General features: G+C 43.8%; 11 protein-coding genes. All 11 read right to left on the bottom strand.

The genetic code is table 11. The features are described from left to right. Nucleotides 1-16: 16 nt before the first annotated feature. The 11 genes from QR722_RS05280 to QR722_RS05230 all read right to left on the bottom strand — a co-directional run bounded on the left by QR722_RS05280 (nt 17) and on the right by QR722_RS05230 (nt 13,480). Nucleotides 17-709: a tetratricopeptide repeat protein gene (locus QR722_RS05280; protein ID WP_286285958.1), complete on the bottom strand. Its 693-nt coding sequence runs from the start codon at nt 707-709 to the stop codon at nt 17-19. A gap of 6 nt (nt 710-715) precedes the next feature. Beyond that, nucleotides 716-2,056 (bottom strand): putative O-glycosylation ligase, exosortase A system-associated, encoded by a 1,341-nt coding sequence (locus tag QR722_RS05275; RefSeq protein ID WP_286285957.1) that lies wholly within the window; start codon nt 2,054-2,056, stop codon nt 716-718. A gap of 79 nt (nt 2,057-2,135) precedes the next feature. Beyond that, entirely contained in the window at nt 2,136-3,494 is a 1,359-nt protein-coding gene (locus QR722_RS05270) for a phenylacetate--CoA ligase family protein (protein WP_286285956.1), read from the bottom strand. Nucleotides 3,495-3,509: 15 nt separating this feature from the next. Next, nucleotides 3,510-4,709: a glycosyltransferase gene (locus QR722_RS05265; RefSeq protein WP_286285955.1), complete on the bottom strand. Its 1,200-nt coding sequence runs from the start codon at nt 4,707-4,709 to the stop codon at nt 3,510-3,512. Next, nucleotides 4,706-5,908 (bottom strand): TIGR04063 family PEP-CTERM/XrtA system glycosyltransferase, encoded by a 1,203-nt coding sequence (locus QR722_RS05260; RefSeq protein ID WP_286287565.1) that lies wholly within the window; start codon nt 5,906-5,908, stop codon nt 4,706-4,708. Before QR722_RS05260 ends, QR722_RS05265 begins: the two co-directional genes overlap by 4 nt. Before the next feature lie 12 nt (nt 5,909-5,920). Beyond that, on the bottom strand, nt 5,921-7,819 hold the full coding sequence (locus tag QR722_RS05255) for an XrtA/PEP-CTERM system amidotransferase (protein WP_286285953.1): 1,899 nt from the start codon (nt 7,817-7,819) through the stop codon (nt 5,921-5,923). Between the two features lie 10 nt (nt 7,820-7,829). Next, the gene (locus tag QR722_RS05250; RefSeq protein ID WP_286285951.1) at nt 7,830-8,987 is read right to left on the bottom strand and encodes a TIGR03088 family PEP-CTERM/XrtA system glycosyltransferase; all 1,158 of its coding nucleotides are present in this window, start codon (nt 8,985-8,987) and stop codon (nt 7,830-7,832) included. Next, nucleotides 8,977-10,422 (bottom strand): exosortase A, encoded by a 1,446-nt coding sequence (gene xrtA / locus QR722_RS05245; RefSeq protein ID WP_286285949.1) that lies wholly within the window; start codon nt 10,420-10,422, stop codon nt 8,977-8,979. The genes QR722_RS05250 and xrtA overlap by 11 nt, the downstream gene beginning before the upstream one ends. Next, on the bottom strand, nt 10,422-11,615 hold the full coding sequence (locus QR722_RS05240; protein WP_286285947.1) for a TIGR03087 family PEP-CTERM/XrtA system glycosyltransferase: 1,194 nt from the start codon (nt 11,613-11,615) through the stop codon (nt 10,422-10,424). Before QR722_RS05240 ends, xrtA begins: the two co-directional genes overlap by 1 nt. Before the next feature lie 6 nt (nt 11,616-11,621). Beyond that, nucleotides 11,622-12,668 carry a FemAB family XrtA/PEP-CTERM system-associated protein gene (locus tag QR722_RS05235; RefSeq protein WP_286285945.1) on the bottom strand — a complete coding sequence of 349 codons (1,047 nt, stop codon included), beginning with the start codon at nt 12,666-12,668 and terminating at the stop codon, nt 11,622-11,624. After that, complete coding sequence (locus QR722_RS05230) at nt 12,668-13,480, bottom strand: XrtA system polysaccharide deacetylase (RefSeq protein ID WP_286287563.1); 813 nt, start codon at nt 13,478-13,480, stop codon at nt 12,668-12,670. Before QR722_RS05230 ends, QR722_RS05235 begins: the two co-directional genes overlap by 1 nt. Nucleotides 13,481-13,493 lie beyond the last annotated feature (13 nt).

Genomic DNA, 13,493 nt, shown 5'->3' with positions numbered 1-13,493 from the left:
TACCCTTACTCCTGAGTTATTGTGCTTTTTCTAATTCGGCAATTTTATTTTTTAGTCCCGCCAACGGATATCCCATGGCATAGGCTTTTTCAGCAAACTTTTTGGCATTCGGCAAATCATTTACCTCTGTATAGGCTAAACCGACGTTATAAGCCACTTCGGCAGATTCCGGCGCTAAATCCCAAGCTTTTAGAAATTTCTCCAGTGATTGCTGGTACTGACCTTTTCGATGATGATAAATACCCCAAGTTAAATAGGTAGAGGCATCTTTAGTATAAATCCGCGCTGCTCTTTCAAAAAAACATCCTGCATCGTATTTGGGCTCTTCGGTGTCCATGCGCTGGCGAAACGTCGGCGAATTATTCCATTCATGCTCATATCGTGCATAGGCATCCAGCGCAACAGGATGATTAGGAATAGAACCCAGTACAAATAGCAAATCGCCGGGCTGCTTACTGGTATTCCCTTCCACCAGACGCCTTACTTTTTTAGTGAAATGTGCTGACTCTACTAAGTACAGTAAGCCTCCACGATAAGTACCAGTGCTTTGTCTCGTTTCCGCCGCATAGTAATCAAATGGCTTACCACGACGCCAGCCCATCTTCATACAATCTGCCGCCGCAAAGGCCTCAGCAACGGGAAATAAGCACAAGGCTAGCAAACTTCCTAGTTTAATAATTTTGAAAAATTCGATGTTTAATTTGATCATACAAACTCATATATTCCGATTTTGATTCTTTTGAACACTCAAGGCCATATCTGCGCTCAACGCGACTTTCTTACGTACTATATGTATAGAGATTGCGCTAACCAGTCCGACTATCGTATAAAACAGATCGAAATACGCCAAGCTTACATTCCCGCCGGTAATACAGTATCCAACCAAGGTTAATGTCAATGCGTTAGATAAATCCACCAACCACTGCTCTTTATTATTGATTGCCCACTTTCTATTCTTAAAGTTAACCCTAATGGTGCTGAGCATTATCATCAAGAAAATAAACAAACCAGCAAAGCCGTGATCCCCCAACACTTGCATATAAATATTATGCGCCGCCTTGGCCCCCAAATCTTTGGGGATTTCGGGGGTTTCTATTGGCCCAAAATGTGGCGTCATCGGGGCATAATAATTCCATAGAGATTGATCTTTCACCGCGTGGAATCCCCCACCGGTCAAGGGGTAGTCCATGGCGATTAAAGTAGAGATTTTCCACGCCCACAGCCTACCAATAAAAGAGCCATCTTTTTGTGCTGCGGTACTTACAGTATTTTGTCGCTCTTTCCACTCCCCTGGTGCAAACGCAAAGAACAGCGGTATCGCGATTGCCGCCAGCACACCGTACAACATTTTGCGCTTAGAGCCCCACCAAAACACGGCGCCTAAAATCAATAGACCAATAAATCCACCGCGGGAATAGGTACCTATTATGGCCAAGATATTAAGCGCGACTAATATATTTAGCCCCTTTCTGACCATCACATTTTTTGTCACGCTAATTAAGTAAAGAATTAACGGAATACACATATTGATGGCCACGGCCAAGTCGTTACGGTCTTGGATAATACCGGCTTTGCCCGTGATCCTGTGACTTCCGCCAGACAACATAAACTTAACTGCCTCCATAGCAGCATAGGACGAAATAGCCAAAACTATGGCCCAAACCAAGGTATCTACATGTAGGCGACGATAAATAGTCAGGGTGACGAACAAATACAACAGGATCACTTTGATAAATTGATCCCAATATTCCCACACATAAAAAGAGAAAGAAGTCTGGTTAAACGCAGTGGTAAGCAGTGTCCAACAGGCAAACAGGATCACCCAGAAACTCAGAGTATCCAGTTTCCACGATTTGTATTTTTGCACAAATAGATAGGATAAGGCGGTGATAACTACTATGGTCAAATTCAGGCGGAAACTACTGGAGAAACCATATGCCCATTTAGCCGGAGCGGTTAAGGCAATCCAAACCCAAGCTGCGAGGCCTAAATAAGGCCGTTTAAAGCTGTAGTACACCGCAACAAATAAGAAACCAACCAGTAACAGATCGCGCATTAATCTTCTTCCTGATTACTGGACCACCAGAATACGTAGCATATTGCGCCGATATCAATCATCAAATACAAACTGTCAATCATGTCAGACTTACCTTGCTAATTACATATCGATATTTACCCGATTTTTCTGGGGCAATTTCAGCTACTGACTCTACACTTATTTCAACTTGTTGGCCCAATCGAGCCTTAAATCCTGCACAGATAATATCATGCATCTGTTGATCCACCTCGCCCGTTTTCGACACTACTTGCACATGAGTGTGTTGTTGGGTTTCCTGCACTATTTTAAACGCTTCTACTGACTCCATATCTCTTAGAATGTAAATCAATGACAGGCCATGCAAAATAGTACCGTCAGCTGCAACCACAAAATCAGTACTGCGCCCTTCGATGGCCTCAAGCATGGGTAAATTACGCCCACACCCGCAGGTTTTATCTGACATGACTGCGATGTCGCCGGTGCGATAACGGACAAATGGAAATTCAGAGGTGCCCATGTGGGTCACTACAATTTCACCAGATTGTCCGGCTGGTAGAGGATTCCCTTGTGGATCGATAATTTCTACTACCATGTCTTCAAAAGACAAATGCATGCCGCCTTGGGGACATTGATGAGCGATAAATCCAGCGTCTCTGCCGCCATAACCATTAGCAACCGGGCAACCAAACACGGCTTCAATATTTTCTCGCTGATAAGGATACAAGCGCTCGGATGTGACAAAGGCGACTTTAATCCCTAAATTGTCCATGCGTATGCCCTTTTTCTTGGCGGTTTTCGCCAACAAATCAAACACTGAAGGGTAACCGAATAACATTTTTGGTTTGGATTGCACTATGGTATCTAAAAATGATTGAAGCTTGGCTTCAGTCATATCAAATGCTGGAATTAATTCAGAGCGAAATAGGCTGTCACGGACCAAACGTACCCGATCCTGGGCTCCGAGTTCAATAGGTGAGCCCCACGCGACAATTTCTTTATCGCCGATATCTACATCCCACCAGCGAGTGGCGCGCCACTTTTCGGCCACGTCATGGGAAACGCGCTCATTTCCCAACAAAAAAATCAGCGGTTGACCGCTGGAGCCACCCGTATTAAAGCGTGACAACTCACCAGCAATATCAGATTTCAGCTGCTCAAAGTTATCCGAAATAGTGTTTTTGTCGAGAAAGGGTAACTTAACCAAATCAGCAGGTGTTTGAATATCATCAGGGCTTAGACCCAGGCCATCAAATAACTGGCGATAATAAGGAACGTGTTGATAAATCTTCTGGATAAAATCCTGCAGTCGCTGGGCCTGGTTATTTTTCAGTGTCTCTCGGTCCAGCCATTGGCTGGCTTCGAGTGATTTGCGGATCGCCACAGTGTCATGTTTTTTCAGTTTCTCATGTAACGGAAACAAAACCTTAGATACGAGTTTGGTATATAGACTGCCCATAGTGACGACTTACTCCTATCCTTGCTGCAATGTGAAAAAGATATCGCGAAGCTTTTGCATGCGATTATCCCAGTGGTTTGCCTGTGCATAGTCTTTAATAACGACCTCATCCCACTCCTTAGTCAATGCATCAGCAATGGCGTGCTGGAGTTTTTCATGATCATCAAACGGCACTATAGTGCCGACTTGTGGATTGGCTATTACCTCTTTATTCCCACCCACATCAGTGGCAACAACAGGTGTACCACAAGCCATGCTTTCAAGAATAACATTAGCCCAACCTTCATTGGCGGTGGATAACACGAATACATCCGCGGCTGATAACGGCACACTGAGTTGTTCAGGGGGTAATGACCCCAAGAATTTAACCCGATCGCTCAGACCTAGGGCACTGGCTTGCTGGCGTAGTTCCTGTTCAATATTGCCCTCGGCGCTGGCACCGCCGACTATCAAATATACCAGATTTGGGTGGATTTGAAGTAGCTCTGGCATACAGGCAATCACCCGATGAAAGCCTTTACGTTTGACCAAACCACCTACGGTAATCATCACCTTTGCATCCGCGCTGATATTTAAGTCTTTGCGGGCGTCTAACTTAGGTAACGGATTAAATTTTTGCGTATCAACACCATTGCCCACTACGGTAAATTTGCGTTCATCAGCACCTAAACCAACAGCAAGTTGTTTCAAAGATTCTGACACACAAATCATGTGATCGGCTTGTTGCCAGGCTTGCAGCAACAATGGCTTTTTATCTTGATCTAAACTGTGAGAAAGCTCGGTTCCTCGTAAGGTAATCGTCACTGGTTTGCCCAGTTTCTGACCCGCTTGGCTCGCCGCCAACCCATCAGGATAAGTGAAGTGGCTATCAATTACGTCAATGGGATTCTCTGCGTCGAGTTTCTTTAGCACTTTGTATATAGCGCCCGCCATCATTTGCCCATCGAGCTTACGCAATATGCCTGGGATAGAGAAAAAGCGCGGATAGTGCACCTTAATGCCATTTTGAATTTCGAGCTCAGCTGGCATAGGCCTATAATTGGGTTTAAAGAGACTGATCAAGCCCTGCCCAGGAAACCATGGCACCGGGCTCACCACTTCTATATCGGCAAATTGGGTGGCTCGAAACATTCTTTCCCGCACAAACAAACCCGACTGTTTGCGCACTGAGCTGGGAAACAGTGAACTGACCACCACAATTCTTAGCCGTTTCATTTTGACTTGCTCATCAAAGAGTCATAGATCCCTTGATAATTGGCCACAGAATTTTTCCAGTTACGCACGTCAGTAACAAATTTGCGCCCTTGTTGGATCATCTCTGGCCAACTATCGCGATTCTGCAAAATATCGATAGCGGCACTGGCTAAGGATTCAGGCTTGCCACTTTCGAACAACCAGCCGGTTTTACCGTTTTCGATCAATTCTTTATGGCCGCCTACATCGGACGCCAACACAAGCTTACCTTGCGCCATTGCCTCTAAAGGTTTCAGTGGTGTCACCAACTCAGTTAAACGCATAGGTTTGCGCGGATAGATTAGTAAGTCCACTAAGCTATAGTAACGCCCCACCTCCCCATGAGGTACACGGCCCGGCATGATCACATAATTTTGCAGACCTAAGTGTTGAATTTGTGCCTTTAAATTGGCTTCTTGCGGGCCGCCTCCCACTAATAGGAACATTGCATTGGGCAGGGTTTTTAATATTTCGGGCATAGATTGTACGATTAGATCCAGGCCTTCATAACCATAAAAAGAGCCTAAAAAGCCTAAAACCACTTTGTCGTTTAATTGATACTGACTTTCTAATGCTGCGTCACGCTGGTTTATAATTTCGAACTGCTCTATGTTTACCGCATTTGGTATTACCGTTATCTTGCTATCCGCAATGCCTCTAGAGCGCAGGTCTTGTCTTAACCCTTCACAAATGGTGGTGACCGCATCGGCGCGCTTGACCACAAAGGTCTCCATTTTTCGAGTTAGCCGATAACGTAAGTCATCTTCTTTACAGGTACCGTGATCAACCGCGGCATCTTCCCAAAAGGCACGAATTTCATACACCAAGGGTAAGCCGGTTTTCTTGGCAGCTTTAAGTGCTGCCAGTCCATTTAGAGCTGGGGAATGGGCATGTAAAATATCTGGTTTTTCTTGTTCAATGGCTTCCAACAACCGATCTCTTAGCGGGTTAACCAATGATAACTGATTCAATACCGGTAATTTGCTGGACCATCCCTTTGGCGGTGTAGTGCGATAAAAGGTTAATCCATCAACTTCTTCAATGGCGGATTCACATGCGCCTTGCTTAGCGCTGGTCACGTGACAGGTTTCCCAGCCTCTTGCCCGTTGCTGATTTAAAATCGAGCGAGTACGAAAGGTGTAGCCGCTATGCAGCGGAATTGAATGATCCAAGATATGCATGATCTTCACGAGTTACTGCACCTTCTGCTGGCGTAAAAAGGCTTCAAACATCATCAAGGTCCACAAAGATGCACTATTGTCTCGACGACCAGAAACATGGTCATCTATCAGACGTCTTAAACGGGTTGGGTTAAAATAGCCTGATTCCGTCATTTGCTTAGATAAAACGCCATCATACAAACGTTCTTTAAGGGGACCACGAAACCAAGTTGCCAAAGGTACGGCAAAGCCCATTTTCTTTCGGTACAACACATCATGGGGCAAATGCGGCTCTAAGGCTTTCTTGAAAGACAATTTACCTACACCATTGGCGAGGTTTTTGTTGGTAGGTACATTAAACGCCCATTCAACAAATTTGTGATCAATAATAGGTACTCGAACTTCTAGAGAATGTGCCATGGACGCACGATCGACTTTAGTCAGAATATCACCAACCAAATAGGTTTTCATATCAATATATTGAGCGATCTTCGTTTCGTCTAAATGCTTTACTTTGTCACCATGTTTGCGAAACACTTCCAGCGAAGAGTAGCCATTCAAGCTGTCTTTATAATCCTGCGAAAATAACTTGGCACGGTCATCAGAGCGTAGAATACTCATGGTGTTGTGATAGCCTTCAACTGTGTCCATCGCCATAGATTGAAAGGTAGTTTTGGCCCGCAAAAACTTAGGCGCCCAATCGGCTTTAGGGTACAACTTGCCCAAGGGACCAAACAACGGCTTGCGTAATCCTAGAGGTAACAGGTTACGAATTTTCTCTTCTGCCTGATGCATGCGATAACGGCTGTAGCCAGCAAAGAGCTCATCACCGCCGTCCCCAGACAAAGCCACCGTAACGTGCTTGCGGGCTAGTTGACACACTCTGTAGGTCGGAATCGCTGAACTATCGGCATAAGGCTCATCGTACAAGTTAGCCAGTTGGTCAACTAAATCAAAATCATCTTGCCCCACCACTTCTACCCGATGATTGGTTTTGTATCGATCCGCAACCATCTGGGCATATTCGGTTTCGTTAAATTCTTTGACATCAAAGCCAATCGCGCAGGTATTCACCGGATCCGTTTGCAATTGGGACATCATGGCAACAACGGCACTGGAGTCTACCCCGCCGGATAAAAACGAACCAAGAGGCACATCGGCAACCATGCGAATATCAACTGCTTCTTTAAAGCGCTCTATCAGTTGCTGATCAATTTCACTTTGTTCAAGAGGATGCTCATAACCCACAGGCACATCCCAATATTCCTTAGTGCTGGCTAGGCCTTTATCACCTTTGTGCAATGTAAGGGTATGACCTGGTTCCATTTTATAAGCGTGATGATAGATAGTGTGCGGCTCTGGCACATAGCCTAAACTAAAATAATCTTCGATGGTGGTGTTACGTAGGGTTTTGTCAAAACCAGGATGAGCGGTAATAACCTTGAGCTCTGAGCCAAAAATAAACTCGCCGCTGGGCAGTAAACTGTAGAAGAACGGTTTAATGCCCAGTCGATCCCGTGCAATAAATAAGGTTTCTTTTTGTCTGTCCCAAATCGCAAAGGCAAACATGCCTCGTAACTTGTGCACACAATCTTCGCCCCACTCCAAATAAGCATTTAGAATGGTTTCTGTGTCGCCGTGAGTATTAAATGTGTACCCTTTGGCGGTGAGTTCTTTGTGCAGCTCTTTGTAGTTGTAGATTTCACCATTGAATACTACGCAAGCTCGTTTATCGGCACTCAACATAGGTTGAGGGCTACCTTCCAAATCAATAATAGATAAACGGCGATGGGCTAAAGCCACGCCGGGATCGAAAAAGTAATCGCCTGCATCTGGGCCGCGGTGAATTTGTCTATCATTCATTTGTGCGATCAAATTTGGATCTATATTGGTTTGATCAGACAAATGAAAAATGCCGGCTATTCCACACATGTTCTATTCCTTATCCACTAATGGCCTGATAAAGCTGATGATATTTATTCACCATGGTATCTATACTGAAATTTGTAACGCAATGATTGCGCACTAACTCACTATTTTTATTAAGTATTTCATTACGTTCTGTCGGCCCTTCAGCCAGATAAATTGACATTGCTTGACTAAGCGCCGCTACATCATTCACTTTGACTAAATGGCTGGCAGCCAAGCTGGGTTCAATAAGCTCTGGGTTGCCACCTACGGCAGTGGCTATCACAGGTAACCCACTAGCGGATGCTTCCAAAATGGTATTTGAGATCCCTTCTGCAAGGGAAGGCAAAACGAAAACGTGCATGCAATTCATCAACTGGGCTACATCGTCTCTATTTCCAGCAAAGTATACTTGCTGAGTTAGATTGGCTTGCTCAATACGTTTTTGTAATGCGCTCATCAACACGCCATCGCCTACAATTACTAATCTTAATCGATGAGCCTGTTGAGGATGCGACTGAGCTAAGTGAATAAAACCTTCGACTAAAAAGGTTTGGTTTTTCACCTCAGCTAATCGTCCCACCGTGCCGAATATAATTGCATCTGCTTGGACAAAATCATTCGGCAAACAATCTACATTGGCCGACTGGGGCTTAAAAATATCAATATCTACGCCATTACAAATATGCTTGATATCGTCTTCATTCACATGAATGGTGTCACGTAGGTAGTCATAGGCCTCCGCAGAAAGCGCTACGTATTTATGAATATAGGTGCGCATAAACCGACGTAGCATCTGATACTTTTTATTGGAGCCATGCATGTCGTTGACATCCCAGCCATGCTCTCCATGAATTCGATAAGGCACTTTACACCACCACCCTACTAACTGATTTTCCAAAGTAGCGGTATTGCGGGTATGCAAAATATCCGGCTTTAATTTTTTCAGTAATTTACGTAAGGCGAAAAATATTGTCACATCGTTGCCGTCGCGCTTGGCCAAATCGAAAAAACTGACATTGTCGGTCTTTATCCGTTGGCAAAAAGCCTCGCTATACCCTTTTAGGGTCACGATAGTATGCTGGTACTGCGCGCAGTCGAGTCTATTGATTAAATTAACCACACCATTTTCCAATCCACCGGTGTCAAACCGGTAGATAATGTGCATGATATGAGTAACCTTATTGGTCATTCAACAACGCCTTTAAATCTTGATTAAACAGCGCACTTGCTTGTTTTTCCAATTGTTCAAAATCACTATCGCGCTCAGTTACCGGCACTGAAATCATCAAGATAAAAGCATTTTGTGGCTGACCAAGCAGCGCTTGAATAGCTTGTACCAACTTAATTTCCAACGACTTATGGGTGATATGCCAAGGCGTTACATAGGCGTAGGCAAGCAACCGCTTATTGCCATAATTATCGATAATTTCCAACATTCTAAAGCGTTCATTGGCGTCATCAGATACGATTGACCATGTTTCAATGTTATATAATTTATTGCGACCGTTTATTAGCTCAACGTCCTGCAAGTTGGCGTTGTAATAAGCATAATAGTAATCCGTTCCGTCTTGGTTGCCACTAATTACAGTAGTCGGATTATGAAATATCGGTAACCAACGCTGATCAGCAATGGGTTTTTGCACACTGAAGATTTGTGCCATATCAGGTTGCACGTTACTGACTTGATGCTTGAATGCTTGCTTGTAGCCGAATCCCACCACCAAAACAATAGCTAGCACTACGCCGGGTTTGAGCAGCTTGGCAAAATTCACCTTAGGCCCATTAGGATTTACTTGGGAAACTTTTGCCGGTATGGGATCAGCCCAGCGTCCACCAAGGGTAAACATCACCAAGATAACCACACCAAAGAATAACCAACCGTAAATCAAATGATCTACACCTGTGGCGTATTTCATGTCAGACAAATGAGCGATCATGACTATGCCATAAGCTCGAATACCGTTCGCCACTAGCGGCAGCACTATGGAAAAAGCAATAAATATCAGGCGCTTTTTGATGCCGTTATAGTTTAAATAAGCGAACAAGGTTCCTAAGGTAAAAGATGCTATTAAATAGCGAATACCTGAACAGGCCACTGCAACTTCAAATAATCCCCCCGGAATCGCGATATACAAACCTTCACGATATACAGGAATACCGGTAAGTTGAATCGCCATCACCGTAATGTTTGCTGTGAGTTCTTGTAATTGCGGGATCAAAAACTCCCCCGCTGGCACGCTAAACATCCAGAAAAAACTGGTAAACAACAGAATACGCGCCACTTCTCGCCCCATTAAGCACCAAATAAGCATGGGTAACATGGCAAATGTTGCCAGTTGTTCGATTACTAGCACCTGGGCCATACTGCCAAACAACCACACAAACAAGGTCGCGGCGATAAATAGCACAGCCAACAACGAGGGTTTAATCTGTGCGTTATTCAGTTTAGCCCACTTGAGCTTAATCAAATAAATGCAAATAGGTAGGATAATAAAGCAATGGGCGAAGGTTTCAGAGCGATACCAAATGGCAACCGTTGACTGGATGCTGCTATAAAATAGCACCGCCCATAGGGCGAAAATAGCCACTAAATATTTAAAAATACTACTTTTTAAAAATGTCATTATGAATTCCTGAACAATAATGGCAGACCTTTTAAGGTGGCTGTCCACTTTAGATTTTCCATAATCCACAAACGGTTTTCATACGCATCTTGCGGAGCCTCTAGGTACTGACAAACCTGCTCGCAAAACTCTTCAGGATCATCGGTAATTTTTATATTTTCAGAACGTGCGTCTATACCTTCAATTGCCATATGTGTAGCAATCACAGGTTTGGCCATTGAAAGCGCTTCTAATACTTTGTTCTGTATTCCCCTAGCGATTTGCAAGGGTGCCACAGTGACAAGTGACTGGGCAATATAGGGTCGCACATCTTTCACCCGACCAGTGACCACTATACCGTTATTGCCGTTTAAGGCCTTGATGTCACTAGTAGGGTTTCCTCCTACCACATAAAATTGCGCCTTGGGATGGCGTTGTCGCACTAATGGCCAAACAAATTTCACAAACCAGCTTACCGCGTCCACGTTTGCCCAATAGTCCATGGCACCGGTAAAGACCACATCAACCTGTTCATTTTCTAAGGGTTCAAAATTACTATCCGGGTCAAAAAAAGCAGTATCTACGCCGTTTAACATACCTTGAATGCGACCATGCACCTCAGGTCCAATTTGCTGTTTAAAAAGTGCAGCCTCTGGATCAGAAACAAACAGTGAATGGGCCGATTGAGCAGCAACGTTATTCTCAAAGCGCTGCAACTTTCGGTGTTCACGGGCATAAACCCACTTGGCCAGACCTTTCTTGTTTTCTGCGTATTGACGCCACTTATCAGAATCTACATCAACAAAATCAACCACTTGGTGCAGCTTATCTAAATGTTCAGAGGTAAACATAGCCATTACAGAAGAGTATATAAATGCTTGGCTAATACCTTGCTGTTGAATGGTTTTATCTACCCACTTTTGCATTTTAGTGGATTGGTAATATTGCTCAGATATGGATTTTCCCATCAAAAAAGCACTTAACCCTTTAACTTTGCAGGTTAATTTATTTTGATTGAGCAAAAACACTTGTTGGCAATATTCTTCGAGTTTATCGGCAAATTGCCAATCATAAGGATCATCAACAAAGCTACCCAAATAAATATCAAAATGCTGGCTCAATACTTTGAGCATATTAAACGAGCGGATTTTATCGCCTTTATTCGGAGGAAATGGGATCCGATGAGATAAAAATAACAACGCTGGTTTTGACATCTGCAATCAGCCTAAATACTTAGATAGAAAAGGCCCAATTCTGCGACTCAACCACACTGGTAATTTCTGCCACATTTTAATAAAGAACTGATATTTTGGATTATTCGGGCTCAGATTAGGTAACTCAGTGGCATTGACCAAATGAAAATGGTAATGCAAAGGAATGGGCTCCATACCCCAGCTACGTTTGTATTTGAATGCGCCAGAATCATTTTTACTGCGGCCGAAATCAAAATAATTGCAGGCTTTATTGTCCTTGGCATGACACATCAATTGATAATACATGTAGTCATTGCTCTTTGATGCTCTGGCTTCGAACAATCCGCCGCCGTAAAAAGGCAGCACCTGATCTTTGTAATAGAAACTCAGCACCGAAGATAGCGCTTTATCGTTTTGCTGCACCGTAAGCACATCACAACGCTCGCCAAATTCCTCTTGCAGCGCAGCAAAGTAACGCTTAGGAAATACTGGGGTGCCTAAATTTCGTACGCTTTCAGAGTATACTTCGTAGGCGGTGGACGTATCATTATCGACCCTAAAGCTTAAGTCGTTTTTAAGGGAATGGCGGATAACCGCTCGCTGTTTCTTTTTCACATTTGCTAAGATTTGCTCATGATCTTCGGCCAATTCGCAACCAAAGGTTGAGTGGGCACACTTCTGTGTAAGTTGCGGGTTATTGCGGGCAAATGGATAACGTAATTCTAAATAATCGACCCCAAGTGCGTGGGCTTTTTCAATCGCCTGTTGTTCCAAAAACAACATAACCTCTTCAGAATCAGCGGCAACGCCACCATTCATACAAAAAGGAGTGGATATTAATGCATGTCCAAATAAGCGACTTTTTTGTTCAACTAGAGGTAATACACCAACGATTTTTTGATCTTCGGTGGCGTAGATATAATGGCAAGGGTGTTGATAAACGTTCTCAATAACCCGTTTCCAGCCTGATAAATGAAAAAACGTCCCGTTCTGTACAGTATCAACAAAGGCGTCCCACTGTTGATTCTGTTCAACGCTGTCGCCAAGACTACAAACCTGGTATTGCTCCGTCACTACGCTACTCCGTATACATCTTTCATGGTCGACCAATTAAAATCTGTTAATAAACGCTCAAGCTTTCCCTCAGTACGATGCAGATTCACATAGTGTCTGAAGCGGGATTTTAGCGGGGCGTTTGTCAACCTAGGTTGATCAGCGTCGATCTCCCAAGGGTGAAAATAAAATGAGTAAGGTTGCCGTTCTTCACGCAAATAGCGATTAATCAGCATTTGCGTCATTTTATATGGATACAATCGAAAATAACCGCCGCCACCGATTGGGATCTGTCTGCCAAGCAATTTTAAAGTGGGAATAGGGATTTCAATAATTTTTTCAGGACGTTCGTAAGCAAAACGAGGCCAGTCGGGCGTACCATACAAATCATGTTTAACCGGATAGGTACTAGAGCTATATTTAAAGCCTAATTCGGCCAATACTTCAAACGCCCATTCATTGTCATAGCCGATAGAGAAGCTAGGCGCGCGATAGCCGCTTAACTTTTCCCCTATCAAATCTTCAAGATGATTCTTTGAACGAGTAACGTCGTCGATTAACTCCTGACGACTTTGTTTATAAGCCCGCTTGTGAGCATAGCCATGGCTAGCAATTTCATGGCCCTGAGCATGAATATCTTTGATAAGCTGAGGGTACAATTCAGCCACCCAACCCAGCACAAAAAATGTAGATTTGACCTCGGCTTTAGCAAATAAATCTAGCAATCTCCGGGTATTAAAATCCACTCTTGGCTTATATTGGCTCCATTGATCAGGGTTGATAATAGAGTCGAAGGCTGAGACATGAAAAAAATCTTCCACATCAACTGTCATTGCATTTAATGCA

It is taken from the genome of Aliiglaciecola sp. LCG003, from assembly GCF_030316135.1.
Lineage (GTDB): Bacteria > Pseudomonadota > Gammaproteobacteria > Enterobacterales > Alteromonadaceae > Aliiglaciecola.
This window is presented reverse-complemented; position numbering and strand designations above follow the sequence as displayed.

Coding starts and splice junctions, on each gene's coding strand:
- QR722_RS05265 (WP_286285955.1), bottom strand. CDS start 4,709: ATGAAACGGCTAAGAATTGTGGTGGTCAGTTCACTGTTTCCCAGCTCA.
- QR722_RS05270 (WP_286285956.1), bottom strand. CDS start 3,494: ATGGGCAGTCTATATACCAAACTCGTATCTAAGGTTTTGTTTCCGTTA.
- QR722_RS05230 (WP_286287563.1), bottom strand. CDS start 13,480: ATGACAGTTGATGTGGAAGATTTTTTTCATGTCTCAGCCTTCGACTCT.
- QR722_RS05255 (WP_286285953.1), bottom strand. CDS start 7,819: ATGTGTGGAATAGCCGGCATTTTTCATTTGTCTGATCAAACCAATATA.
- QR722_RS05275 (WP_286285957.1), bottom strand. CDS start 2,056: ATGCGCGATCTGTTACTGGTTGGTTTCTTATTTGTTGCGGTGTACTAC.
- QR722_RS05240 (WP_286285947.1), bottom strand. CDS start 11,615: ATGTCAAAACCAGCGTTGTTATTTTTATCTCATCGGATCCCATTTCCT.
- QR722_RS05260 (WP_286287565.1), bottom strand. CDS start 5,908: ATGCATATCTTGGATCATTCAATTCCGCTGCATAGCGGCTACACCTTT.
- QR722_RS05250 (WP_286285951.1), bottom strand. CDS start 8,987: ATGACCAATAAGGTTACTCATATCATGCACATTATCTACCGGTTTGAC.
- QR722_RS05280 (WP_286285958.1), bottom strand. CDS start 709: ATGATCAAATTAAACATCGAATTTTTCAAAATTATTAAACTAGGAAGT.
- xrtA (WP_286285949.1), bottom strand. CDS start 10,422: ATGACATTTTTAAAAAGTAGTATTTTTAAATATTTAGTGGCTATTTTC.